This window comes from Pseudomonas mosselii (genome assembly GCF_019823065.1).
Classification (GTDB): Bacteria; Pseudomonadota; Gammaproteobacteria; order Pseudomonadales; family Pseudomonadaceae; genus Aquipseudomonas; species Aquipseudomonas mosselii.
The window spans coordinates 5,458,243-5,485,000 of record NZ_CP081966.1 but is presented as its reverse complement, the minus strand read 5'-3'; the positions used below and the strand labels follow the sequence as shown (position 1 = coordinate 5,485,000).

Below are 26,758 nucleotides of genomic sequence, written 5' to 3'. Positions count from 1 at the left end.
AGGTATCAGAAGTGCGAATGCTGACATGAGTAACGACAATGCGAGTGAAAAACTCGCACGCCGAAAGACCAAGGTTTCCTGCGCAACGTTAATCGACGCAGGGTTAGTCGGTCCCTAAGGCGAGGCTGAAAAGCGTAGTCGATGGAAAACAGGTTAATATTCCTGTACTTCCAGTTATTGCGATGGAGGGACGGAGAAGGCTAGGCCAGCTTGGCGTTGGTTGTCCAAGTTTAAGGTGGTAGGCTGAGATCTTAGGCAAATCCGGGATTTCAAGGCCGAGAGCTGATGACGAGTGCTCTTTAGAGCGCGAAGTGGTTGATGCCATGCTTCCAAGAAAAGCTCCTAAGCTTCAGATAACTGGGAACCGTACCCCAAACCGACACAGGTGGTTAGGTAGAGAATACCAAGGCGCTTGAGAGAACTCGGGTGAAGGAACTAGGCAAAATGGCACCGTAACTTCGGGAGAAGGTGCGCCGGTGAGGGTGAAGCACTTGCTGCGTAAGCCCACGCCGGTCGAAGATACCAGGCCGCTGCGACTGTTTATTAAAAACACAGCACTCTGCAAACACGAAAGTGGACGTATAGGGTGTGACGCCTGCCCGGTGCCGGAAGGTTAATTGATGGGGTTAGCGCAAGCGAAGCTCTTGATCGAAGCCCCGGTAAACGGCGGCCGTAACTATAACGGTCCTAAGGTAGCGAAATTCCTTGTCGGGTAAGTTCCGACCTGCACGAATGGCGTAACGATGGCGGCGCTGTCTCCACCCGAGACTCAGTGAAATTGAAATCGCTGTGAAGATGCAGTGTATCCGCGGCTAGACGGAAAGACCCCGTGAACCTTTACTATAGCTTTGCACTGGACTTTGAGCTTGCTTGTGTAGGATAGGTGGGAGGCTTTGAAGTGGGGACGCCAGTTCTCATGGAGCCATCCTTGAAATACCACCCTGGCAACCTTGAGGTTCTAACTCAGGTCCGTTATCCGGATCGAGGACAGTGTATGGTGGGTAGTTTGACTGGGGCGGTCTCCTCCCAAAGAGTAACGGAGGAGTACGAAGGTGCGCTCAGACCGGTCGGAAATCGGTCGTAGAGTATAAAGGCAAAAGCGCGCTTGACTGCGAGACACACACGTCGAGCAGGTACGAAAGTAGGTCTTAGTGATCCGGTGGTTCTGTATGGAAGGGCCATCGCTCAACGGATAAAAGGTACTCCGGGGATAACAGGCTGATACCGCCCAAGAGTTCATATCGACGGCGGTGTTTGGCACCTCGATGTCGGCTCATCACATCCTGGGGCTGAAGCCGGTCCCAAGGGTATGGCTGTTCGCCATTTAAAGTGGTACGCGAGCTGGGTTTAGAACGTCGTGAGACAGTTCGGTCCCTATCTGCCGTGGACGTTTGAGATTTGAGAGGGGCTGCTCCTAGTACGAGAGGACCGGAGTGGACGAACCTCTGGTGTTCCGGTTGTCACGCCAGTGGCATTGCCGGGTAGCTATGTTCGGAAGAGATAACCGCTGAAAGCATCTAAGCGGGAAACTTGCCTCAAGATGAGATCTCACTGGAGCCTTGAGCTCCCTGAAGGGCCGTCGAAGACTACGACGTTGATAGGTTGGGTGTGTAAGCGCTGTGAGGCGTTGAGCTAACCAATACTAATTGCCCGTGAGGCTTGACCATATAACACCCAAGCAATCTGCTACGCAGATTGTGGTGGTGAAGACGAAAGACCCGAAAGTTCGTAAGACCACAAATTCACATATCCGAATTGGCTAGAGTATCCATCAGGATCTTCTGGCAACAGAATTTCTTGACGACCATAGAGCATTGGAACCACCTGATCCCATCCCGAACTCAGTAGTGAAACGATGCATCGCCGATGGTAGTGTGGGGCTTCCCCATGTGAGAGTAGGTCATCGTCAAGATTCATTTCGCAAAACCCCTATCTGCGCGAGCAGGTAGGGGTTTTGTCTTTTCCGCGTTCCAACATCAACGCCATACCGGCGCCCCTGTGGGAGCGGCCTTGCGTCGCGAAAGGGCTGCGCAGCAGCCCCGACAGTCCTGAGACATACTCAAGACCCTGGGGCCGCTGCGCGCCCCTTTCGCGACACAAGGCCGCTCCTACACGACTTATACTGGCCCGACCACAAGCATTAACCTGGACCATCGAATGAAACCCTTTGACGACCTGGTAGCCGAAGCCAACGCAGCGGATGTGACTGGCTGGGGCTTCGACTGGCTGGCAGGACGCGCCTCTGAGCAGCGTCCGCCTTGGGGCTATGCCCAGCTCATTGCACAGCGACTGGGTAGGGTCTGCACGGCGCTGGATCTCGACACTGGCGGCGGTGAGGTACTGGATGAGACGCCGCGCTTCCCGCCTCTCATGTGCGCGACAGAAGCCTGGCCACCCAACGCCCGCAAGGCACACGAGCGCCTGGGGCCGCGCGGCGTTGAAGTCGTGCAGGTGGCCCCCGGAACCACGCTCCCATTTGCCGACGCCTCGTTCGAGCTAGTCACCTCACGCCACCCTGTGCAACCGGACTGGTCCGAGATTCATCGCGTCCTCCGACCTGATGGACACTACTTCGCCCAGCACGTAGGGCCAGCCTCGGCCTTCGAGCTGATCGAGCATTTCCTGGGGCCATTGCCCCATGAACGGAAAATGCGCGATCCGCAGGACGAAGTGGCAGCAGCACAGGCAGCCGGGCTGACGGTGACCGGCCTGCGCACAGCCCGCTGCCGCATGCTGTTCCATGATGTGGGCGCAGTCGTGTGGATTCTTCGCAAATGCGTATGGTGGGTGCCGGACTTCTCTGTACACAAGTACCGCGCTGAGCTGCTGGCCCTGGATAGCCAGATGCGCCAGGGCGAGCCTTTTGTCGCGCACTCGACCCGTCATCTTATTGAGGCGAGGCGTTAAGCGGGCGCAGGCCAAGGCAGCCGCTATCGATCGATAGCGGCCATCAACCCTCACATCCCGTTGGCGAATTCCGGATCCTCCATTTCGACCCGCGCATTCATCCCCCTGAGCGCCCTGGCATATTCGCCCAGCACCTGAAGCGCCCAGTCGGCCCGGCGACGAATGCGCAGGTCTTGCGTGCCGGCACTGTCCGGGCCATTCATCACGCCCTCCACCTGGCGCACGATCAACTGCTCGGGCAGATAGCAGATGCGGCAGTTCTTGTAGCTGGATGCACGCAGTTCAGACAGCGGGTAGCTCCCGCCCTGGCCAGAGGACACCCCGACCAGCAGCGCCGGCTTGTGCCCCAACTCGCGGTAGCCGGCGTAGACGAACAGGTTCTTCAGCGCCGGGCTGGCCATGCCGTGCCATTCCGGGGTCAGCACCACCAGGGCATCGGCTTCACGCAGCAGGGCTGCATACTCCGCCCAGAGCCCATGTTCATCCTTGGCAGGCCACAACGGCAGCGGCGCAAGCCCCAGATCGATCACCCTTGGCCGCTCGCTGAGTTGCAATGCCTGTAGGCGTTGGGCGAGAAAGGCGCCCACCTTCGCCGACTGGCTGTCCGGCTGGCTGGAGCCGGCCACGAGTACGATATTCAGGCTCATTTGGCCAGCTCCTGGTCCGATTCCGTCGGCAGGCTGGTCGACTTGCCACGCATCAGCGGCCAGAACAGCTCCTCCTGCCAGCTGACCGGGCGCATGCCTTCGATACCGTAATACTGCGGGCGGCGGCGGGTGATCTTTGCCGTGCCGAACAGCACATCCCAGAAGAACAGCAGGTTGCCAAAGTTGCCTTTGTAATGCGTCACCCCGTCATCGGCACTGAGGCCGTGATGCGCCGAGTGGGTCGCGGGGGTGGAAATGGTCCGTTCCAGCAGCCACATCACGGGCCGCAGTGCACGTATGCGGTAAAGCTTGTCATCCCAGGGCACGCTGCTGTGGGCGCCGAAGATGACCAGCATCTTGACGATCAGGTAGCCGAAGTACACAGGCGCCAACCCCAGGTAGATCAGGGCCCCGCTGAACCACAGGCCGGGCATCAGCAGGTAATAGAAGCTGTTGTTGCGATAGACGATGCGGATGCTCATGTAGGGCGCTGAATGGTGTGCGCGGTGCAGCGAGTAGAGCAGGGGCACCTTGTGGCTGAGGCGATGCCACCAGTACTGGGTCATGTCGTCCAGCACCAGGAACAGGACGAGCCCAAGCACCCAGTGCAGGCCGGCGAGGCTGCCCTTCAGTTGCGGCGCGAAGTGTTCCAGCAGGCTGTTGCTGAGGAACGTGACCAACGGCAGGGTGACCACCATCAGCAGGGCGCTGCCGACGATTTCGATGATCGCGTCCCGGCGTTTACCGCGAGGCTGAAGGAAGCAGGCGCAGGTGATTTCGAGGAGGATGAAGCCGATCAGGATGGCGAGAATAATTGGTATCGGGCTGTTTGTTATTGTTGTGCTCATGGCATTCTCCGGTGGGTGCCGATCAAGGCGGTGCCCACCCATAAGAATTCACGAAGCCGTCAGACGATATGCGCGAAACGGACAGAATCACGCGAGAAGCGGCCAACCCATCGCCCGAGCGATTCCACCGCGGCCCGCTCGGGCGGGTGCTGGAGCGCTACCTTCAGACGCATTCGCTGAAGGCGCGCAGCAACTACAGCATGCTTGCGCTGGAGCAGCTTTGGGCCAAGGCGGCCAGCCATGATCCGGCCATCGGCTTGCACCTGTTCTCGCACTTCAGCCGCCAGGACTGGCACGTGCTGGCCCAGGGCTGCCTGTTTAGCGCCACGCTGGCTGAGGCCATCCGCTTCTGGGCGCGCTATGCACGACTGGCATCGGACATGGATACCCTGGCGCTGATCGAGGAGGGTGATTGCCTTGGGGTGGAATTGCGAATCGATGCGCCAGCCAGCCTGGTGCGCTATATGGTTGAGCACTACAGCGCGATGTCCCTCAGCGTGATGGGCGTGGGGATGGGTGCGGTGGTCGTACCGCAGCGGGCGTGCTTCGCTCACCGTCGGCCGGCGTACTACCCGGAGTACCGCGAGTGGTTTGGTGAAGATATCCAGTTCGACTGCGGGTACAACCGCTTGTACTTCAAGCGTATCCAGTTGGACATGCCATTGCTGACCCAGCATGCCGGGATGATGGAGGTGGTGAGCCAGGAGCTGGAGCGCCGGTTGGCGCAGCAGTCCCAGCTTAGTGGCTGGTCGGCCCGGGTAGCCCAGGGCATTCGCCAGGGCCTCATCACGGGCCAATCACTTACCCTGGAGGCGCAGGCACAGGACCTTCACCAGAGTGCACGTACCTTGCGTCGGCGGCTGGAGGATGAGGGGACCAGTTTTCGTGTGCTGCTCGATCGGGTCCGTGCGGAGCTTGAGCAGTACCTGGAGATGCAGGGGGATAGCCGAGCGCAGATTGCTGCACAGCTTGGATACAGTGACTTGGCGGGCTATGTCCATGCGCGCAAGCGCTGGCGATCGCTGTAGGAACTTGCCGCTGAGGCACCGAATTGCAGACACAAAAAAAGACGCCCATTGGGCGTCTTCTTTTAGGATTTGGTAGGCCGGGGTGAGTTGAAATGGATCTATATCCATATGAAAATAAGTGGAAATTTTTTCTGAAAAATAAACTGGAATACCATTTGGAATACCTAGTCCCGAATTTTAAATCTGAGATTGGCCTGGCAGATTCTTTGAATTTCACTACAAGAGCTTCGCGTGAGCATGGAAAGCTTGGTTGACCGATGCCAAAGCATCGCTGACGTCACCCACAGTATCGCTCAGAGTACTAGCTTCCATTGGAGCGCCGTCTTTCATGGCGTGATGGATATTTTCAAATCGAGTAGCCGACTTTAAGCCGCGCATTTTTCGCGTGGTTCGACCTGTTCGAAAAGTTTACCCTTACGGCTAGGCGCATATGGACATGTCTTTAAGGATTGCATTCTGTTGATTCCTGCAGCGAATCGCGTCATGGATATTCTGCTAATACACTGGCGGTATTCAAGGATCAGGCAATGCAGGGTGTACCTGTCAGGCGATTGGAAGTGTGGCTGTTCGTCCCCTTTTGCGAGGCTCACGTGATGGTTGCGGGCGTGTGCTAGCTATGATGGCAAAAAAACACCGTGCATGGCTTTACCCAGGTGTCGCCAGCGGATAGGGTGAGGGCCATCGGAAGAATTGGCCTCAGAAGTAGCGCCTATTAACGTGTGAGGCGTCAGGCGCCAAGGCCTCATTCACGTCGTCGGTGAGAGGCGGATAAAAGTGGGAATAATACTGGTATAGGGACGAAGTGAACCAGGTTTTATACGTTGGTGAGTTGGTTTTGTCTAGTGCTTTTCCCGGCATTGGTAAGTTGTCGGGACTGGATCGTGAGAGAGGCGAGTGCGAGGTCACTTTCTTCGAATCCCCTTTGAACCCTGAGGCGAGGAAGCTCAAGGTTGATCTGGCCGACGTTAGGAAAACTCAACTCTATGAGGAAGCCATCGTTTATTGTCGAGATCAATTGACAGGCATCTGGCGACGTGGCCGTTACGGTGGTTCGCGGCCACTCAATCGGCACTTGGTGATCTTTCGCACTGACGATAACGATCAAGCGGTAGTCGATATCGATGAAATCTACTGCCTGAACCTCGGTGCGCAGGATTTGCTCGATCCCTCTGCGTTCCTAGCGGCTAGGGCTAACGACGCGCCTTTTTTCTTCCCCTTGCGCCAGGATTTCCTCGAAGCCTATATTGAGCAACGGGCGGCTTGCCGTTCCATCGGTGCGATTACCAGCAGCAGCGTAGAGTTGGAGCCGCATCAAATTGCCGTAGTTAGGGAAATCCTGAAAAAGACTTCCTGATTTGGCAAAATCCCCGGACACCAATCGCCGAGCTTTTCGATGATGAAACAAATGACCTTCGCCGATGCCGAGTACGCCGGTAAGCGCAAGCAGACCCGCAAGGAGCTGTTCCTGATAGAGATGGATCGGGTCGTACCCTGGGAGGGTTTGATTGCTCTGATCAAACCTCATTACCCAAAGGGCGAAGGGGGCCGTCCAGCCTATCCGCTGATGGCGATGCTGCGGATTCATCTAATGCAGAACTGGTTCGGTTACAGCGATCCGGCGATGGAAGAGGCGCTGTACGAGACGACGATCCTGCGCCAGTTTTCCGGTCTGAGCCTGGAGCGAATCCCGGATGAAACCACCATCCTCAACTTCCGTCGCCTGCTGGAAAAGCATGAGTTGGCCACCGGTATTCTCGGCGTGATCAATGGCTATTTGGGCGACCGTGGCTTGTCACTGCGACAAGGCACCATCGTCGATGCCACTCTGATTCATGCGCCCAGTTCGACCAAGAACAAGGACGGCAAACGCGACCCGGAAATGCATCAGACCAAGAAGGGCAACCAGTATTACTTCGGTGCCAAAGCTCACATTGGTGTCGACGATGAGTCCGGGCTTGTGCACAGCGTGGTGGTCACTGCGGCCAACGTCGCGGACGTAACCCAAGTCGACAAACTGCTGCACGGTGGTGAGAACGTGGTCTGCGCTGATGCGGGCTATACCGGTGTAGAGAAGCGTGAAGAGCATGAGGGGCGCCAAGTCATCTGGCAGATTGCAGCCCGGCGCAGCACTTACAAAAAGCACGGTAACCGCAGCGCGTTATACAAAGCGATACGTAAGATCGAAAGAGCCAAGGCCCAGGTTCGCTCCAAGGTTGAGCATCCATTTCGGGTGATCAAGCGCCAGTTTGGTTATACGAAAGTGCGCTTCCGAGGCTTGGTGAAAAACACTGCTCAGATGGTGACGCTGTTCGCCCTGTCGAACATTTGGATGGCGCGTCGACATTTGCTCTCCAATGCAGGAGAGGTGCGTCCGTGAAGAGTGAAGTGACTGCTGCGAGGTGCTTGCAGCGGCAAAAAAGGCTGAAATAGACGGCAGGTTTGACCGGGATTTGAGCGGCTACCGTTTTTTGAAAGTGTCGATGGCGAAGTAGCCGGAAAACAGGGGCTACTTCAGACCATCCTTAGGCGTATCCTTAAGGACCCATGCCCTAAGTACTTGCTAGCGGATGAAGTGGGTTTGGGCAAGACAATCGAGGCGGGCCTGATTGTCCGTGAGCACGTACTTCAGAAGAAGTTCGACGCCAATATTTTAATTGCGGCGCCGGCTTCTCTTGTCACTCAGTGGCATGAGGAGCTAAAGGGCCGATTTCATCTTGGCGAGTTGATGTCTACAAAGCATCGATCGGAACAGCTGATTCGAGTATGCAGTCATGAACAGTTGGTGACGGCTTTGTGGGAGGGTGGCCAGCCTAGCTTGTTCGTCGTTGACGAGATGCATCAATTGGCGCCGCTGGCCTGGTCTTCCGAGCAACACTCGAATGACCGGTTTCAGGTGCTGGCGGAGGCCTGCCAGGCAGCTGAGGTGACTCTGTTGTTGTCGGGAACCCCGTTGAATGGGAACGAAAGAAATTTCCTGGCGATGCTGCACTGCTTGAGTCCCGAAGCTTATGAGATCTCAGAAGCGGGGGTTCAGCGTTTCATCGCTCGAGTCAAGGAGCGTGAGTGGCTTGGCGGGTTGTATAGCGCACTGACCCCGGGTAACTCGAACGCCGCATTGGAACAAGCACTACAGGATCTGCGGGGGAAATTCCCTGAGGATCAGGAGTTGCAAGAGCGAATCGGCAGTTTGATGCCGTTGGTGGATCTCTTTGCCGAGGAGAGCGGCGAGCAGCGCGAGCAACAAATCATAGGCTTGCGGCATTACCTCGGAGAGCACTACCGCCTGCATCAGCGCATGCTTCGTAACCGCCGGGAAATGGGGCATCTCGCGCAGTTGTTTCCAGGATTGGCTGGTTTGCGCCGTCAATACTGGCCGATAGAGCCACGCAGCATGCCATTGGATCTGTTGTTGGAAGAGTACCGCAGCCAGGCCTGCCGGGATCCTGATGAGTTCCAGGCAATGAGTTCTGGAGAGTACCTGAACTGGGTTGACGACTTGTTGGGCAGTCCATTACTGGTCAAGCAGCGGGCCGATAGGTTCGACAGGCAACTGGCGGCGACGCTTGAAGCAACCGAGCGAGAGTTCCTCGCCGAAATATCCAAGCAAGCCTCACTCGAGCAGGCGTGTAAAGATCGGAGTTTGATCGCGAGTCTGGAAGATTGGTTGGCCGAAAACCCTAAGGGCAAGGTGGTTGTTTTCTGCGGTGACGAAGTAGTCGCGGATCATGTTGCTGCTACGCTCGGTGACTCTCTGGCTGTAGGTATAGAGCGCAATGCTTCCGACCGCGACTTGCATTTCTTGCAGTCGGGCGGTTCTGTGCGGGTATTGGTTTGCGATCAAGGTGGTGAAGATGGTCTTAACCTGCATGGGGGGCAGAAACTCGCCGTGCATTACAGCCTACCGAGATCGTTCAGTCGCGTTGAACAACGTCTGGGACGATTGAACCGTTACAGCGCAAATCTGCGTGGCATCAGGCCTGTGGAAAGTTTGGTTTTGATGTCTGACCATGATGGTTTGTTCCGACGGTGGCTAGATCTGCTTGACACATCGGTAGGTGTGTTCAATCAGACGGTGGCCAGCTTGCAGTACGTACTAGAAGAGTACCTCGAAAAAACTTGGCAGGCAGTCGCGCGATCCGGCGATGAAGAGTTGCTTGTCTGCGCCAAGCAACTGAGCGGCGAGGGCGGCCTGCTGGACCGCGAGCGCCGTCGGGTGAAAGTACAGGAAGAATTGCTTGCATTGGACGAGGAAGTCGCCAAGGCACGGGACTTCGCCGAAAAAATTTCTGAGGCGGACGAAATAGCCGAGGAGCAGATTGGCCGCATGTGTGCCTGGATGACGCGCGGCTTGAACTTCAGGCTAGAGGGCGATCTGCAGCAGCAATTCAGGTTGGGCTTCGGCCTTGACCCAACTGAGCGTGGCGGTCGGACCCTGGTGGACGTGAAGACCTTTATCGAAGGTTGCATCACGGGTATTGATCCGGAAAGTGGTAACCCGCCATACACTGCTCCCATGAGCTTCTTGCGGCAGCAGGCTTCAGCTCAATCGGGCGTGTACCCCTTCCGTTACGGTCAGCCGTTCGTGGATTCCATATATGAACTGGCCGCTGGTGATTCGCGGGGGGCAACCTGCGCATTCTTGCGAATTCTTAATAGCAGTGCACTGCAGGCGCCAAAGATTTTCTTTCATTTCAAGTGGCTGGTAACGGCTGCCCGGCCGGATTGCACGTATCAGGAACAGGTTATCGCCGATGAGTTACTGGCACCTGCGGTGTATGGCCACTGGCTCGCTGAAGACGGCAGGCTGGTAAAGGCCGAAAGCACATTGAAATCCCTGGAATGGCCTTACAAGAAGCCCGCGGGCGCCATCTTCCAGGATATCAATCTGCGTCATGATGTCTGGTCCGAGTTGGAGTTTCTATTACCTGTGGGCGAATGGAAACGCATGGTGCTGGGTATCACTGAGTTGAGCCGAAAGAGGATCGTAGAGGAGATAGGTGCTCTGCGAGGTTCCGTCCTTGAACCGCACGTGCACCTTATGGCGGTACGCGCCCAGATCCTGTGCTCGAAAGATCTGTGGAGGAATGAATGATTCAGGCCCAATGGAATGCCTTGCAGAGGGCTCTGCTGGTGCCAGAGCACCAATCCGAGCAGACAGTCGTCGAGCCGTACTTTCTCCGCCTGCTGATGGTATTCGGCGACGCAAAGGCGGGCTCGGCCGATCGCGCCGTCGCTTGTCGTGATGCGTTCGGTTGTGCTCAAGCTCATGGCTGCACTGATTTGCTACTACAACTGCCTGCCGGTTCCGTTGAAAGGCAACACCTAGCCCGAGTGGGCCTGACTCAAGATCCGTTAACCGACCGGGTCAGGTTGGAGGCTGCTCTCGAGGAAGCGGAGTTGGCGGTTTACAGACGTCAGCGTCGCCGAGTCCTGCACCAACCTAAAATAGACGTGGCCTTGAGCAGTGCTTTGGGCCGTGTTGGATTTAGCAACTACAACGGCCTCGGTCAGCAAGTTGCAGTGCGGACATTGCTGACCTCTCCGGATGACAGCACGGTCTTCATCAACCTGCCGACAGGTTGCGGCAAGACGCTGGCTGTTCATGCTTTGAGTTTGTTTGCCTATCGGCAGAAAGTGGTGCTTGTCATTGTGCCAACGACCGGACTTGCCATTGAGCAGGCCGCGCGTGCTGGAGAAGTGCTGGAGGCTGCAGGATGCGATCACGGCGGTAGCTACGTTTGGATCGGGGGCCAGGAGGAAGCAGAGCGTCGAGAGATTCGTGAGCGTCTGCATTGCGGCACACAACGGATCTTGTTCTGTGCGCCCGAGTCCGCCATATCGGGCCTTAGACCATTGTTGTTCGAACTCGCCGGAAAAGGACTGCTGGGTGCGCTAGTAATCGATGAGGCACATCTGGTCGGCCAATGGGGGGCGGAGTTCCGTCCTGACTTCCAACTGCTTGCCCCTCTTTTTCACTCCCTCAGAGAGCACTCCTCAAGCGCCATCCGCACCTTGTTGATGTCAGCTACGTTTAATTCCGCCGCTCTGGAGGTGTTGAAGGAAGCCTTCGTCCCCGAAGGAACTCAGGCTATCGAGATCAATGGCAGTTTTTTGCGCCCAGAGTTGAACTTCAATGTCCGCCGAGTTCTTGCAGAAGAAGAGCACCGGCAGGTTGTCATGGACTTGCTATGGCGCTTGCCTCGACCTCTGATTCTTTACACAACGACCCGGGAGGATGCACAGAACTGGCGAGACATGCTGGTCAAGCAGGGCTTCCGTCGGCTTGGCCTGTTCCATGGCGAAACCAACACCCAGGAGCGCGAGCGTCTGATCGGCCAGTGGCAGGATGACCATCTGGACATCATGGTTGCGACGTCCGCCTTCGGTGTTGGCATGGATAAGAGCGATGTCCGTTCGGTATTGCATGCGGCAGTGCCAGAAAATCTGGATCGTTTCTATCAGGAGGCGGGGCGTGCCGGGCGTGACGGTAACGCCTGTTGGTCCTGGCTGGTTTTCTATCCGGGCCAGATAAATGTGGCAGAGCAGATTTCAAGGGCAAGGCTGATTTCCAGTGAAGTGGGATTGGATCGCTGGAACACCTTGCTGCAGAGCCGTCGACGTAGCGGTGATGGTTGCTTCAGTGTTTCTCTGTCTATGTTACGCCGCGATTTGAAGCGACGCAGCGAAGGTAACGCAGAGTGGAATGTACGCACTTTGCTTCTGATGCAGCGTGCTGGTCTGATTCGATTGCGCTATTCACCGCCCGAGGTACCTCACGAAAACGCAGTGGTAGTCGATACGGAATTGCCTCAGGGCGACAATTATTTTGACCGCATCGATATACAGATCCTGATGGATGCGCATCAGTCCACAGATACTTGGCGGCACTATGTTGATCCGCAACGTGCCCTTGAACAACGGGCCATGGCAAACGGTTTCGCCAGTTTGCGCAGATGGCTGGATGATCCGGACCAGTCGCTGTGCCGCCAGTTAGAAGAGTTCTATCGACTGGATGGCATCAGCCCTGAACGCAGTTGCGGCGGTTGCCCTGGTTGCCGCGCTCAGGGGCGGGGACCCTTTACGCCAACGTTGAGCGCGACTTTCCATGTGACTGGTGTAGTAACTCCCGCTATGCCGAAGTGGATGCCAGACTCCCAGTTACTGCGGATTCGCTACAGTACTGAGAGTTATCGTAGCGTCACTCCCCGTGCTCTGATTCATAACTGGCGGCGATGGATGGTCGCTCTTCTGCGCAGCCAGCAGGTGCAGGCTGTCCGTGCCAGTCGGGCCTTGTTGGATGAAATACAGACCGATGCTGGTTTAAAAACACTACCGTTCTGGTGTGCCCTGGAACCGCGCGACAGTGCTGGGAGTTGGACTGAGTTGGTTTTACTCATGCCGGAGGAAAGCAACCTGCCTGCGGGTGGCTATGAGGTTCCAGCAAGATTGATAGTTGCGCCCGAGACTCTGAGTGATCCGTATCACCCGTACCGAAACTGGTGGGAGTGTGATTCCCAAAGCAAGGATTTGGTCGACTTCGAAAGGGAAATATAAGTATGTCGATGGTGAATAATGCTCACCCAGGCAGCAGTCTGATCCTGCTAAATCTTATTGATCGAGCATTGGTTCGCAGGGGAAAACCAATTGCTCGCGCGGAGTTATTGGAGACATTGCGACCGGAGTTGCTTCCGAAAAGTGAGACAGGAGCAAAACGTTTTGAGTCGAACCTGGATTTCTGGTTGGAAGAAGGGTTGTGGTTGCAGGACAGTGAGGGAATGATTTTCGCGCCCCCTCAGGCCAGTGAGAATGATCTCTCGTCGCGTGTATTGCAGTTGCTTATTGATAATGCAGCCACGCGGTCGGAATCGGCTATCTTGGACGGTACTCGCACTGAGCCATTTCTTCGTGCAATGACCTGTTTGTTAGCGCAGCGTCGGTACACCTTCATGGGAGGGGAGTCGGTAAGCTCTTTCAATGCCGCCGAGGCGGTAAATAGCCATCTACCGGGTCGGGAATTGAATGAGTCTAACGAACTCTCGACCTTTTTGGCCTATGGGGAATTCCTTGGCTTCTTGGAGCCCTTCGGAAAGGGTTACATTGTAGATCCTACTTTAGCTATCGAACCCTACCTCGAGAGAATTTTCGAAGGCGGGCGAGTACTTCCGTTTAGAGTATTTGTCGAACGTTTGGGAAAGTACCTGCCACTGCTTGATGAGGGGGGCTATCGTCGATTGTTGGAACCTTGCATGGAAAATTGGAAGCCAGACGCACCATATGAAGTAAGTGCCGCACTCAGTCACGCTCTAGTCCGTCTGGAAAGTCTGTTTCGATTGCGCTTGGAAAAGTCCTCTGACGATAGTTTGAGTATGCGTCTGCTGTTGCCAAATGGTGTTCAACGCTCCGTAGGTGAGATTCAATACCGTACCGAGGTTGCTGTATGAATCTGATCAATTACTGGCCAAGTTCGGAACACATTTCCCAGTGCATCCGTACGGAGGCAGAGGAGTTAGCTGAGCACGTACTCTTAGCGGTGCATGAGCCTATGCAGTTGCTTCGGGTAGGTAACGGAGCAGAGCAGCAATGTACTGAGGCCGATCTGCTAGCGCACTTTCTTGAGGTGGAGAGACCGATTCCCTTGGTCGGGCGTTCCGGCGTTGGAAAATCCCACCTGATTCGCTGGTTGGAAGCTCAACTAAAACTGCAGTCGCTGTCCGCCAGTTGGCATATCGTTCGCATTCCGAAGAATGCAAGTTTGCGCCAGGTATTGGAAATCCTTCTGGATGGCTTGGAAGGAGAAGAATTCGAGAGTGCACGTCTACGGATTCGGTCGGTAGGTGAGATGCTGAGGACCGGAGAGGTCGCTGACTTGCTGTTGACCTTCATGTCACAGCAATTGCAGCGACTCAACGCCCGCGTCGCAGAGCAAATTAGCTATTACCGAGGAAACCTGCAGGCCAGTCAACAATTGTCTGCTGAAGAAAAGCAGCGTTGGCGAGATGTTAACGCGCATACCACGCCGGGGTGTGGTCTTTCCGAACTGATTACCGACCCTAATTTCAAGAGAAGCTTGCTTGATCCGAAGCATTGTATTTATCAGTTCGCAAGTCGGTTGACTCAGGGCGCTACCGATCAAGAGTTAAGTCGAAACGATTACCAGATCAGGGCCGAGGACCTGGACTTCAGTTTCAACCTCGATGACCTGTCGCAAAGCGCTCGGCAGTATGTCAGTCGAGCCCAATTAAATACCAATCGGCAAGCCCAAGAGTCCGCAGCAGGCGTATTAAACGAAGTTTTGGGTGAGTCCACCAGAACTGCTTTTCGTCATTTGTTCAGTTTTAATGGCGGTAGTTTTTTAGATCTTTTTAAAGACATCCGTCGTACCTTGAAACATCAGGATCGCACTCTGGTGGTACTGGTGGAGGATATGGCGGCGATTTCTGCTATCGAGGACGTGCTGATCGACAGCCTTCTGGAAGAGGCCGTTAGGGATGAAAAGCAAGAACTGTGTACGCTTCGCTCGGCTATCGCGGTAACAGATGGTTATCAAGGATATCTGCGGCGGCAGGACACGATTAGAACACGTGCACAGTATGAGTGGTTGATACGCGATCATGGCCAGAGTCGCGAGCAAACGCTGGAGCGCATTGTTGATTTCTGCGGTCGGTACCTGAACGCTGCCCGTCACGGTAGTTCAAAACTGAAAGCGTCCTGGTTGGAGCGTTCGACAGACGTCAGTTGGCCGTTAATCTGGCAAGATCCTGAAGGCCCACCGGAGGAACTCCAGGCATTCGGCCATTCGCCTTCTGGCGTGCCGCTCTTCCCTTTCAATCGCAACGCGATCAATGCGCTGGCGGATCACTATTGCAGCAACGATGAAGAGTTGAATTTCAACCCCCGCCAAGTGTTGAACCAAGTGGTGTTGCGAGTACTACGTGATCATCGGCAGGCGTGCCAGGAGCAGAGATTCCCGCCGGCAGATTTCGCCAGTATCAAGGCCGGTGCGGGACTGATTGACCTGTATAGACTCGACGAACCAGCGCGCTGCGAATCCTTGGCTGCTATCTGGGGGTACGGTTGCCGATCTATCGCAGAGTTGCAGCAGAACTTGGATTGGCGCATAGCAAACGTCTTCGGTCTAAACGCATTGGCGTCTTTGTTGGAAGAGGTTCAACCCGTTGGCTTTGTTCGCCCGCCAACGCGGACAGACACTGGCCCGAAGAAAGCCAGACCGACTGTAGAGCCAAGAGGAGTGAAAACAGATCCCGATCCCGATCAGCACCGATTGGAAGAGATCGTTTCAGAGTGGTTTCAGCGCAGAAGAAAATTGGAGCAAAACGAATCCAGGGACCTAAGAAACGCCCTGAATAAGATGTATCAGCAATATGCTCACCCAGAATGGCTCGGCTTAGGGGCGCGGCCGGAATTACTGCGTGGGGCGATTGTTAATATCAATATTCCATTCTCCATTACCGGTAACAAAGCCACTAATCTCGTGTGGTTTTGCCAGGAGACGGACTTTGAGGATCCTCAAAAGGCAGTTGCTTTGAAGGGGGTTGCGCTGGCGCTTCTGCGTTACGAGAGCGTCAATCGGAGATCCAATGGGATAGGTTGGCAATATACTGGTGGATTCGATGATTACTTGCGCTACCAGAATTTCGCCTCACATTGGGTTCCTCAGGTTCTACAAACACTTTCGCTGATGGAGCGCTCAAAGCTTCATGAGGTGATCCAGGAACAATTGAGTCTAGTACCCATCTTGGGGTTATGGAGGACCGCGTCCAATGATCGCCAACGACTCAATGAATTGCTCACTCCGGCACAGAGGATTCTGGAGTCATTGCCAAAACCTGCTTCTCCTGTACTGCTAGAACTCCGCAAAAGTGCGTTGGATGAGTGGGAAGGGAAGCGAGATGCATGGTTGAAGTTTGTGGCTGCCAATGACCATGGTATGGACGGAGAGTTGGCGCTCAGGTCATTCAAAGAGGCTAGTAAGACTGATTTTAAGCAGAAACTGCCCCGGTATGACAGAGAAATAACCCAGGCACTGCAGTCGTCGTTCAATGTGCTGTCCGTTCTAGATGGCTATTCTCGGCACGAGCAATTTTGCCTCTTGCTGGATCAAATGTCTGAAATTGTTCGTGGTGTAAGTGAAGGCGGGTTGCATTATCCCGCTCAGTTTTCAGACGTGCCGAATGCCAAGAGAATGCGTGAGGCATTGAACTCTCTAAAGGCGAGCGAGGTTTGGGCGGCAGTCAAGGTTTTCCTCTCATCTTGGAACGAATCTGATTTGTCCAAGAAGTTGCAGTTGATCAATCAGGTCGACGGTCAAAAATTGGAAGAGGCCGTTCAGACACTGGGGGCGTGGGATAAATTCTACTCCTATGTATTGCCGCGTCTGGAGAATGAGAATCGTCAATCTGGCCTGGACGTCTTGGGGCAGTCGCAGGAGAGGGTCACCGGATTGTTGAAGGGGTTGACGGGCACTTTGAATGACTTGTTGGAGGCGTGCCGTGAGTAGTCTTGAGCAAAAAGTTTATGCTTTGCGCGAGCAGTTTGAACTAAATCGCTCGGCCGGTGAACTGCGCACCGCCATTGATGATTGCCAGGAGATTTACGAGAGATTTGTGTCGCTTTCCGAAAGGCTTGATTTGCTGCAGCGCCAATCATCGAGCATTGGCGCTTTACCGGTTGACGCTCCAGAATTGTTGGATTTGAAAGCAGAGTTTAAAGAGCAGGTGTCCACGTCTCTGACAAGTTTGGGAGTTTTTTTTGAGGTTTGGCGAAAGAATAAACAAGTTTCTCGTCAGGACGATTCTCTCGAGAATTCGCGAGTTGCACTTGAAAGTCTGGTTGTTCGATTGGAGAGCAAAATCGACTCCTGCTGGAAAAAGTGGACGGAACAACTGTACAGCCAGTGCATGGTCGAGAAGGTGATACTGGATAGTCAACGCGAGATACCGGGTTCCGAACGCGTATACAGCGACTATATCGAGTTGCAGGGAAGGTTTAAAGATCTAGCAAAGCAAGTACCGGAGACCGTATGGCCTCTTCGCGATTTGATGGACCTTAAAAATCGTATGGAGCAGGTTAGAGGGGAAATGCAACTCGATCTTCCTGAGAACGTTAAGCGTTTCTTCAAGTTATTGAACCAGCGCGGAAGGTCTACGGGTGTTCCATTGTCGGAGATGGACAAGGACACCTTCTGTTGGTTGCTTGAGCACGACTTGCTAGGTCAGTTCTCCGTCGAACGCAGTAGGAAGCTATTTTGATGGAAATATCCATGGAGCGTTTGTGTACTGCCCTCGATCGCCTGGAGGAGTTGGAGACAAGTTTGCTGGCCTGGGGGGACACCGGTGGCTTCTTCACTGAAGACGAGATACTTGCGACACTCGAAGAGGTGCTTCCCGAGGACGATCCCTATGAAGTTCTGCTCGGACTCTGCGATCACGCAATGGTGATCGAGGCTCCCCACCCCGAGGGATTGTCCAAGCGCTACAGGACGCGAATGGGAGAGGCTGTGCATCTGTACCGCCATCTTCGCCAGTGGTTCCTAAACAAACCGGTCGACCAGGCCCGTACGCTAGTTTCCGATTTTCGTTTCGTTCGGCGGCCGCGTAGTTACCCCTGCCGCGATCAGAGTTTGCAGAAACTGCTAGATGGCTTGGGCGAGGGCGCTTCTGCGCGATTCCACCTGCCAATCCGCGCTCTACTGGGACAACAGGAGAACCTGCTTCTGGCCGGCTTTCAGGTGCGTGCTACTACTCGAGTCCTGCAGGCGTCTAAGGATCGGTCCATCCATGCTGCCGGCAGCATAGTCTGTGCCGGCACTGGTAGCGGCAAGACCTTAGCTTTCTATTTACCAGCCTTAGCTGCCTTATGCAGTCAATTGGCTGAGGATGCTTCCTCGCGAGTACGCATTCTGGCGATCTACCCGCGGCGTGAACTGCTGAAAGATCAGTTCATGGAGACTTGGAGCCAATGCCGAAAATTGGACGAATTGGTCAAGTCGCAGTCAGACCGAAAAATTTCCATTGGGGCATTTTTTGGCGACACGCTGGAGAACACCAGTACTGCCCATGAAGCCGCAAAAAAGTTCAGGGGCAATTTGCCGTTCGACTTGTTGCGTTGCCCAACGAAGGATTGCTCCGGAAAAATGGAATGGCGTCTGGAGGGTTCTGTCGCGCAACGCGAAGAACTGCACTGCAGTCGCTGTGATCATTATGTACCTCATGATGAGGTTCGATTGACTCGGCGGTCTTTGGCTGCTGCGCCACCGGATATCCTCTTCACGACGACTGAAATGCTGAATCAGCATCTTGGGAACTATGCATTCCACCACTTATTCGGGGTAGGTAACTGCGAGGGGCCCACACTGGTGCTGCTGGATGAGGTGCATACTTATGAAGGTAGTAGCGGAGCGCAGACGGCCTATCTGCTACGGCGTTGGATGAAGCGAAGTGAATGCCGGCCACACTTCGTTGGACTTTCCGCTACTTTGAGCGACGCACCTGCTTTTTTTTCCGAGTTAATTGGGGCGAAAGAAGGTCATGTGGAGTTGATCGAGCCTCTTGCGGATGAGATGATGGATGAGGGCGCCGAGTATCTCATGTTGTTGCGCGGGGATCCGGTTTCTCAAACTGCATTGCTTTCCACCACCATTCAGGCCGCCATGTTGACTCGGCGTATCCTAGATAATCGTGACAAGAGATCGCGTGGAACATGGGGAAGTAAAACTTTCGTCTTTACCGATGATCTGGATGTCAACAATCGACTCTATCACCAACTGGCAGATGCTGAAGGTTGGAAAACCAGGGGCGCTCAGTTGGTGCCGGATCATGAACCGCTGGCAAGCTTGAGGGGAGGTGGTCGCTATCTGGATTATCCAAGCCGTCTTAAACGTATTCAGTTAGGCCAAGACTGGCAAATAGGCATGGATATCGGGCATTCGCTCGACAATGATGATCGTGCTCGGGTAGGCCGGACCTCTAGTCAGGACTCTGGCGTCGACCCTAACTCCGAGATAGTGGTGGCTACTGCTTCGCTGGAAGTCGGCTTTAACGATCCATCGGTTGGGGCGGTTTTGCAGCATAAGGCGCCGCGAAGCGTTGCGTCCTATCTGCAGCGCAAGGGACGTGCTGGGCGCCCCCGCGGGATGCGCCCATGGACCCTCGTTGTGCTTTCTGAGTTCGGTCGAGATCGAGTTGCTTTCCAGCGTTACGAGGAGTTGCTTACCCCTGAAATCAAGCGACAGAGGTTGCCCCTTCAGAATGGGCATATCCAGAAGATGCAGGGGGCAATGGCGACGCTGGATTGGTTAGCGATGCTGCTGAAGGAGGGGGCGGTTTGGAGAATCCTGAAGTATCCCAAAGGATCGTCTGCACAACTGACGACCTTACTCTCGTTTGTTGAGCAAGTACTGCAACCAGGTGGAATGCAGGACCGATATGTTGGTTATTTGAAGGACGCGTTGCGCATAGATGAGGCAGCCTTGCAGCAAGTGCTGTGGGCTTCACCGCGATCATTGATGTTGTCTTTTTTGCCGACGCTTCGGCGGCAATTGAAAACGCTGTGGTGCGAGTATGGAGAAAAGTGGAAAGAATTACCCCGAGGCCGCTCTCCGATGCCGGCTTTCATTCCAGAGGCAATGTTCGCCGAATTAAATATTCCTAACCTATTCGTGTCTTTGCAGCGTGGGGAGGGTAGTGATGCAAAATGGGAAGGACTGCCATTTTATCAGGCTTTGCGCGAGTTCTCCCCCGGCAGGATTTCCAAGCGTTTTGCTATCAAGTATGACCTGGCTGATTGGTTGATCCCGGAGGGATTTCAGCCGATTGCCGATACCCTACAACAAGTTGACTTTGAGATTGCAGAAGCATTCGGAGAGTACCTACAGAACGAAGGGGAGGTGGCCGCGGGATCCGATGCAGAATTGTCTGTAGTGCGCCCACGGGAAATACATACCCGCGCTCTGCGCAAGGCGAGTGGGTTGACGGAAAAGAGTAATTCCCGCCTGCGTTGGGACTCGGAATTCATCTTGGCTGAACATACATCTGTTCAGAAGCCACCGATGGGAAGTTGGGGGAAGCACCTGATTGATGTGGCGTTTTGCCTCCACCAGCAGATGACGCCGCTTGAGGTGGTGCGCTATAGCAAAGGAGCTGACGCCACGCTGCGTTTTCGCAGCGGCCAAATCGCGCGGGTGAATTTTGCATGGAAAAGCCAAGGTGAGCCGATAGCTGTAGGTGCGCGTCAGTGGGTGGATGGTATGCGCCTTCGTTTTCGAGTCGGCGATGAAACTATTGCCGATCTCCTGGGGACCCTTGCCATATCGGCCGCATTGCGTCCTTTGTTGTTCCGGCGGCGGGTCGAGCAACTAGGCCGTTTCGACGGTGACCCCTTTACAGCCAATTGGGTATGCGAGTGCTTCCTTGCCGCTTTGGGCGCTGAGTTGAAAGACGTAGACCCGTCCGAGCCATCGGTGATGCATGGAGCCTTGCGCCGTCTACTTTCCGACGAGGGCAAGGAGCGCTTGCTCGCTATTCCGCAAAGCCTTTTCCAACTTGATGTGCAAGAAGAAAGTTCCAGAGAGCAGGAATTACAGGCCGACCTGCGCGGACTCCTGGGATGCTCTGAAGTGCTAGCCCAACTAGCAGATTGTGCCGAGCCTCTGTGGCGGGATATTCATGCCTTGCCAGATATCGTGGAATGGACAAAAGAACTGCTGGCCAATACGTTGGCAGCAGCAACCCAGCAAACACTATGTACCTTGCTTGGGGACGTTAATGAACGCTCGGTGAATGCCGATGCGCTTTGGCAAGACGGTGACCTGGAAGTATGGCTCAGCGAGGTCGAAGCGGGTGGTTGTGGAATCATTAGTCGCTTGGCCGAAGACTACTTCGATGATCCTTTGCGATTTCTGAATGTATTGGCGTGCAGTTTGCGCCCTGGTGACTACGAGCAAATTGACTTCGATCTCTACGAATTGCTGGAGAAAGCTTCTGTTGATGAGGAAGTCGAGAGGGTTCTAACGGATGTCCGTGCAGCTGCCGATCATAAGCAGCGTCGCAAGGCCGGTGCAGCCATGCATTCCAGTCTCTCGCGGGCGGGGTTTGTACTTAGCCACAGTTTTCTCAGTGTATTGCACTCTCGCATACTCAAGCCGAGCAGCAGTCGGCAAACGGATGCTGAACTGCTTACATTGCTCAAGCAATGGCGAGAACTTGAGGTTAGGAGTGGCATTGAGTGGCCCCTTAATATCGTTTCCCACACGTTGGCGGCGCAGAAGATGAGAGCGAATGCGACTGTCTCTGATTTATTTCGTGCTTATTGTGTGAATCAGGGGTTATTGTGGCCGCGAGGTAATACAATTCGCCAATCGGAATTGAATCGTTACAATCCTTTTAGTAATGGGAGTGCAGCCACGGAACGAATGCTGGGCGCTGGTTTGTTCGCCGGGCGTAGACCTCGGATAGTGTATTCAAATTCCTATTTTAGTGAATTGCACAAATTCTTGCGAGAAGAGGGTAGCGTCGAATTGGTGATTCCCCGCGACCAGCAGGGGGGAGTGTCCAAAGTTATTACCGAGGTACAGTTGTATCCGGTTGACTATCTGGGTTTGTTACTTTACCCCAGAGTGGGCGAACTACAGAGAGAAGACGGTTCCCTGGTGCTGGTCATAGAGTTGGCGGAGGCTTTGCAGTGAGGGCGCGCTATGAATGAGCAGCGGCAGATTTTTCTGCATGGACCTCTGGGGCGTAGGCAGTTTCGTGAAGTGCTAAGCACTATGCTGGCGTCTTTGCTGATCAATCCAGACGAGATCTGGCTTGTATCACCTTGGTTGAGCGATTTTCCTTTATTGGATAATCGCTCAGGTCAATGGAATTCATTGGAACCCAAGTGGGGTAGTCGAACCGTTTCGTTCAGCGAGTTATTGGCACGGGCGGTCACGGGGGGGTGTTCCTTGCGAATTGCAACCCGAGATGTAGACTCCAGTCGCTATTTTGTCCGTGGTCTTGAAAATCGTCTCGGCGACAATCCGGACTTTCACTACTTGATCAGTGACACCCTGCATTCGAAGGGCTTCTTGACCCGATCGGGGTTTCTTAAGGGCTCCTTGAACTACACATTCAGTGGTACGCAACGAAACGATGAGCATGTGACTCTGACACAAGACGCGCAGGTGATATCCGATGCGTTTCTTGAATTTAAAAATCATTATCGTTTCGAGGTCGATAGATGAATATCCCACCAGATTGGCTTCGAAACTTTTTCGCTGAAGACAATCAAATCGATCTTGATCGAGTACTTTCGTTGAATAACCCGTACGATCCAAAGTTTCAGGATCTACTCAAGCCACTCGTGTCTTCAGCAATCGAGGGAAAATGGCCGTTGCTGCTTCCGGTTAGTCGTGGCGGCGAACTTTATTTCTATGGTGCTGAACGCGACAGGCGATCTTTGGAGGAGTTGCGGCAGATACTGCAAGCGGTGCTGGGAGCAGCGGATACGTATTCAGAGTTTCCATTTATTAAGGTAGCCCGGGAAAAAATCGAACAGATTCTTTTACAGCAGGCACCTTCAGGGCTTCTCAAAGTTGATTTGTTGCGCCAGTCGCAGAGCGACTTCGCTTTACGTAAACGTGTGTTTCAAGCGTTGGCATCGGTGCTGGACCTCTATCAGCAACGGCCGCCAGTAACCGCTGTGGTGAAGCGGCCAGTTGGGCGGATCCTGCGGGATTTCTTCGCTGCTTGTCAGTCCAGGGATGGTTCGAAAACATCGCACTTTTTTGACGAACTCAAAACGACAGGCAATTTCAGTCAGCGGAACCTGATTTCTCTGGAGTTGCAGGCCTGGGAGGCTGAGCGTCGTTGGTCGGACATTCTAGGACATCCCCGACTAGTGGATATGCTGGGCGGAAGAATGCCTGCCCAACTGGTTCGGGTTCTATTGCGTGCCATAGGTAATTTAGGCGGTGATCGCTTGCTGGAACCAGCAGCGTTTGGCGAACTCCCCCTAGAGCATATACGTCTTCTATGTCAGCCGATCAGCCCTCTTTTTGCCAATCGGCCTCCCCTGGAGACGCGCGAATGCTTTGCATCCGACTGGAAACTCTGGGCGATAGGCGCCGGGGCATTGGGCTTCTCCGATGGCCTTGATGGTCTTCCTGACTTCATCGATCCGGCCTGGATTTGCGGATTGCACGTCTGGGCCAATTTGCCGACCAAGACCCCGGTAGCGCCAACCATAGCGCCAATCCCTTCGTTGCAAAAAGTCGGATCTCCCCAGACCTTTAACGATCTGCGACTAGTCCTCGAAGGCTCGCTATCTGCCTCCATGGAAGAGTTACGCGAGATCTGGGTCGCAGTGCAGGAAGCACCCGAAGAGTTAAAAAATGAACTCTACGTTTATCCACGCCTGCAGTCGGTTTGGCAAGGCATATGTCAGGTCTTTGATGGTAGTAGGGAACTTGGTTGGAAGGGATGGCTAGAACGCCTGAAGGAGGCTTCTACTGACCCAGATGCCCTGATTCATGAGTTGCAGGAGGAGAGCCAGAGCTGGTCAATAGAGTCCTTCTCGGAGGCTCAGTTGAGTCAGTGTCTGCATGGCGATGCGAGTACTGCCCTATTGTTGCGAGACAGTTTGCCGTTGCTGCTTGACTGGCTGGATCGTCGTCAAATCCTCTGCTCCGGGCACTTCTGGCTGGAATGGCTGGAGTTGCTGGCGCTCGATGATTTGGTTAATCCGTCGGACGTACAATTGGCAGGGCAGATTGTGCGACGCTTCTTGTCCCGCCCTAGCCATATCGGCGACCGTGCGCGCCTAGGGGAAGCCTTGGAGTTGTTATGGGAAAAGGGCGGTTCGGTCAGTGCTTATTCGGAAATGCTCGAGATTGTCGAGTTGCTCCTTGACGAGACTCAACCGGAGCAGCAAGAGTTGCAAAAGCTCTGGTTGGTACTTCAAGGATTTGCCTTGAGTCGCTGGACTCGTCTCGAGTTAGCGCAGCGTTTTCTCACCAGAAGCCTCGCCAGAGAGATATTTGGTGAGAGCAATGAAGCGTGTTATCCGCCACTAGTTGCTGAAGAAGGCGATGCTGATTTTGACGTCCAAACAAGAAAGCTATCGGGTAGGCTGCTGGCTATCTACAGCCTCACTGAAGGGGCCGCGCGACGGGCTAAAACGGTACTGGAAGGCATGTTCGAAGGGCTGCGAGTGGAACTCAATCATGATCACACTGCGACCCCAACTCTGCAGAATTTAGCCAAAAAAGCTAATTACTTTTTGTTTGTTGCCGGTAGCGCGAAGCATCAAGCCTTCTATCCCGTGAGTCGGATAAGACAGGATTTGATCTATCCCTTAGGAAAAGGCGCATCGAGCATCATCGAAGCATTCTGCAAAAGCTGCGTAAATTCTACTTCGGAGTGATTAGGTGAATTTATAAAGGTCAAGCGTTCTGCGTCATCGTTCGGCGAGCATGCAGAGTTGCTTCGACTCGACATGCGTGTTGCCTGACGGGTTGTCGAGTGAACAATCCGTCAGCATTACCTACGTGATCAATGTCTACCGCGTCCAGCGTAACACGCAGCGGTCACCGCTGAGGCGACGCTCGACCATCACGGCACAAAGACTAGGTACTGAATCTTCGAGTTGCTTACGGATAAACGTACACAGGTTTTCGATTGTGGCCGGCCCCAGATCTTGCACCTCGTCAAGTAGCCGGTGATCAAGCATCTCGCGAACACGTGCAATCTCGCTTCGTAGGTAGCCTAGGTCAATTAGCATGCCGGAGGTGGCATCTGGTTGGCCTGCGACGGTTACCTCCGCTTCATAGGTGTGCCCATGGATGCGGCGGCTACTTTCGGTCTCTATGCCACGATTCAATGTATGGGCAGCCTCAAAGTAGAACCGCTGCGACAATTCGCAAACCGTGTTGCTATTCGAGTTGAGCATGGACTCAGCGGCGGGCGAAGGGGACGGAGGGGCAATTGGAGGTGTGGGCATCAGCGGATCTCCAATATTTTGTGTGTTTGCACTGACAGTCGCCACTTGGTATTGGCTTGACAATAGGCAATTGCGGATCGAGTGTTTTGCCGTTGCAATGGACCATCCATTGGTTGTAATAGGTAGTACTTGAAGTCAGTGGCGGTAATGGTGTCGGGCAGCAGTCCCGGTTGTGGGTAGACGAGTTTCAATTCGTCACCGCTTTGCTGTACCCATTCCGTGCCAGCCTTGGGGCTGACACAGATCCAGTCGATACCGGCAGGCGCTGCGATGGTCCCATTTGTCTCAACCGCTACCTCGAAATCTTGGTTATGAAGTGCATTGATCAGGTCCTCATCGACCTGTAGCAACGGTTCACCTCCTGTGAGCACGATATAACGGTGCGCTTGACCAACTGGCCACTGCGAGCTAATCCGCTCGACCAAGGCCTCCGCGCTCAGGTACTTACCTCCCGAGGTTCCATTTGTACCTACAAAATCGGTGTCACAGAACTGGCATACCGCTTGGGAGCGGTCGGCTTCCCGGCCGCTCCAGAGATTGCACCCAGCAAAGCGACAGAATACTGCTGGCCGGCCCGCTCGAAGCCCTTCTCCTTGCAGGGTGTAGAAAATTTCCTTAACGCTGTAGGTCATACGTCGTTATCCCGCTGGAATGCCTCGAAGCCGTTTCGGCGCAATTCGCAAGCTGGGCAGTCATTGCACCCATATCCCCACTCATGTCGACGCTTACGATCGCCTAGGTAACAGGTGTGGGTTTCCTCCTGAACAAACTCGACAAAGCCAAGCCCGCCAAGGTCTTTGGCCAAGTCCCATGTTTGTTTCTTATCCAGCCACATCAAGGGTGTCTCGATAACCAACGGTAAATCCATGCCAAGGCCGAGAGACACCTGCAGCGACTTCAGCGTGTTGTCTCGACAATCTGGATAGCCTGAGTAGTCCGTTTCACACATTCCGCCCACTAGTACGCTAAGTCCTCGTCGATACGCGATGGCGGCAGCAAAGGTGAAGAACAGCAGATTGCGTCCAGGAACAAAAGTGTTGGGAAGCCCGTTCTTCTCAAATTCTATTTTCTTCTCGGCTGTCATCGCTGTATCGCTGATCTGGCCGAGTAATTTGAGATCAAGTACGTGATCATCACCAAGTCGCTTAGCCCAGTTCGGGAACCTGTTACGTATTTCCAGCAAGATGTTTATCCGGCACTGGAGTTCTATTTCGTGCCTCTGGCCATAATCAAAGCCAATAGTCTCAATGTACTCGTAGCGCTCTAGCGCCCAGGCAAGGCAGGTTGTGGAGTCTTGCCCGCCTGAAAATAAAACTAAGGCTTTTTTATGCAT

At 54.3% G+C, this 26,758-nt stretch carries 17 protein-coding genes and 2 rRNA genes (1 of these 19 cut by a window edge); 14 read left to right on the top strand and 5 right to left on the bottom strand.

The annotated features are described in order from the left end of the window. From K5H97_RS25460 to K5H97_RS25450, 3 genes are all read left to right on the top strand, one after another. Positions 1 to 1,667 (top strand): 23S ribosomal RNA (locus K5H97_RS25460); it begins 1,226 nt to the left of the window's first position. 129 nt (positions 1,668 to 1,796) lie between these two features. Next, a 5S ribosomal RNA gene (gene rrf, locus K5H97_RS25455) occupies positions 1,797 to 1,912 on the top strand. A 245-nt stretch (positions 1,913 to 2,157) separates the two neighbouring features. Continuing rightward, complete coding sequence (locus K5H97_RS25450; protein WP_028692313.1) at positions 2,158 to 2,907, top strand: class I SAM-dependent methyltransferase; 750 nt, start codon at positions 2,158 to 2,160, stop codon at positions 2,905 to 2,907. Positions 2,908 to 2,957: 50 nt separating this feature from the next. Here the strand turns inward: K5H97_RS25450 and K5H97_RS25445 are convergent, their stop codons facing one another. Continuing rightward, positions 2,958 to 3,554 (bottom strand): NADPH-dependent FMN reductase, encoded by a 597-nt coding sequence (locus K5H97_RS25445; RefSeq protein ID WP_028692312.1) that lies wholly within the window; start codon positions 3,552 to 3,554, stop codon positions 2,958 to 2,960. Next, on the bottom strand, positions 3,551 to 4,402 hold the full coding sequence (locus K5H97_RS25440; protein WP_028692311.1) for a sterol desaturase family protein: 852 nt from the start codon (positions 4,400 to 4,402) through the stop codon (positions 3,551 to 3,553). The genes K5H97_RS25445 and K5H97_RS25440 overlap by 4 nt, the downstream gene beginning before the upstream one ends. Positions 4,403 to 4,470: 68 nt before the next feature. On the opposite strand from K5H97_RS25440, the gene K5H97_RS25435 reads away from it, so the two are divergent. The 11 genes from K5H97_RS25435 (at position 4,471) to dpdD (ending at position 24,849) form a co-directional block, all read left to right on the top strand. After that, on the top strand, positions 4,471 to 5,430 hold the full coding sequence (locus K5H97_RS25435; RefSeq protein WP_028692310.1) for an AraC family transcriptional regulator ligand-binding domain-containing protein: 960 nt from the start codon (positions 4,471 to 4,473) through the stop codon (positions 5,428 to 5,430). An 802-nt stretch (positions 5,431 to 6,232) separates the two neighbouring features. Then, positions 6,233 to 6,784: a hypothetical protein gene (locus K5H97_RS25430; protein ID WP_028692309.1), complete on the top strand. Its 552-nt coding sequence runs from the start codon at positions 6,233 to 6,235 to the stop codon at positions 6,782 to 6,784. A 42-nt stretch (positions 6,785 to 6,826) separates the two neighbouring features. Beyond that, positions 6,827 to 7,807: an IS5-like element ISPa26 family transposase gene (locus K5H97_RS25425; RefSeq protein WP_024086516.1), complete on the top strand. Its 981-nt coding sequence runs from the start codon at positions 6,827 to 6,829 to the stop codon at positions 7,805 to 7,807. Between the two features lie 141 nt (positions 7,808 to 7,948). Then, the gene (gene dpdE / locus K5H97_RS25420) at positions 7,949 to 10,522 is read left to right on the top strand and encodes a protein DpdE (RefSeq protein ID WP_315902438.1); all 2,574 of its coding nucleotides are present in this window, start codon (positions 7,949 to 7,951) and stop codon (positions 10,520 to 10,522) included. Continuing rightward, positions 10,519 to 12,984, top strand: coding sequence for a protein DpdF (dpdF, locus tag K5H97_RS25415; RefSeq protein ID WP_051555692.1), 2,466 nt, complete (start codon positions 10,519 to 10,521; stop codon positions 12,982 to 12,984). Before dpdE ends, dpdF begins: the two co-directional genes overlap by 4 nt. A gap of 2 nt (positions 12,985 to 12,986) precedes the next feature. Continuing rightward, positions 12,987 to 13,871: a protein DpdG gene (dpdG, locus tag K5H97_RS25410; RefSeq protein ID WP_051555691.1), complete on the top strand. Its 885-nt coding sequence runs from the start codon at positions 12,987 to 12,989 to the stop codon at positions 13,869 to 13,871. After that, entirely contained in the window at positions 13,868 to 16,948 is a 3,081-nt protein-coding gene (gene dpdH / locus K5H97_RS25405; protein ID WP_051555690.1) for a protein DpdH, read from the top strand. Before dpdG ends, dpdH begins: the two co-directional genes overlap by 4 nt. Beyond that, positions 16,941 to 17,699 (top strand): hypothetical protein, encoded by a 759-nt coding sequence (locus tag K5H97_RS25400; protein ID WP_028691211.1) that lies wholly within the window; start codon positions 16,941 to 16,943, stop codon positions 17,697 to 17,699. The genes dpdH and K5H97_RS25400 overlap by 8 nt, the downstream gene beginning before the upstream one ends. Positions 17,700 to 17,710: 11 nt before the next feature. Then, complete coding sequence (dpdJ, locus tag K5H97_RS25395; RefSeq protein ID WP_211258417.1) at positions 17,711 to 22,132, top strand: protein DpdJ; 4,422 nt, start codon at positions 17,711 to 17,713, stop codon at positions 22,130 to 22,132. A 9-nt stretch (positions 22,133 to 22,141) separates the two neighbouring features. Then, positions 22,142 to 22,669: a phospholipase D-like domain-containing protein DpdK gene (gene dpdK, locus K5H97_RS25390; protein ID WP_081791585.1), complete on the top strand. Its 528-nt coding sequence runs from the start codon at positions 22,142 to 22,144 to the stop codon at positions 22,667 to 22,669. Beyond that, positions 22,666 to 24,849 (top strand): protein DpdD, encoded by a 2,184-nt coding sequence (gene dpdD, locus K5H97_RS25385; protein WP_162175265.1) that lies wholly within the window; start codon positions 22,666 to 22,668, stop codon positions 24,847 to 24,849. Before dpdK ends, dpdD begins: the two co-directional genes overlap by 4 nt. 135 nt (positions 24,850 to 24,984) lie before the next feature. Here the strand turns inward: dpdD and K5H97_RS30130 are convergent, their stop codons facing one another. The 3 genes from K5H97_RS30130 to queC are packed head-to-tail and all read right to left on the bottom strand — an operon-like array spanning position 24,985 to position 26,758. Then, positions 24,985 to 25,374, bottom strand: a complete 390-nt coding sequence (locus K5H97_RS30130) for a 6-pyruvoyl trahydropterin synthase family protein (RefSeq protein ID WP_081791587.1) — start codon at positions 25,372 to 25,374, stop codon at positions 24,985 to 24,987. Positions 25,375 to 25,424: 50 nt separating this feature from the next. Next, positions 25,425 to 26,057 (bottom strand): 7-carboxy-7-deazaguanine synthase, encoded by a 633-nt coding sequence (gene queE / locus K5H97_RS25375; RefSeq protein ID WP_028691208.1) that lies wholly within the window; start codon positions 26,055 to 26,057, stop codon positions 25,425 to 25,427. Then, positions 26,054 to 26,758: a 7-cyano-7-deazaguanine synthase QueC gene (gene queC, locus K5H97_RS25370; protein WP_028691207.1), complete on the bottom strand. Its 705-nt coding sequence runs from the start codon at positions 26,756 to 26,758 to the stop codon at positions 26,054 to 26,056. Before queC ends, queE begins: the two co-directional genes overlap by 4 nt.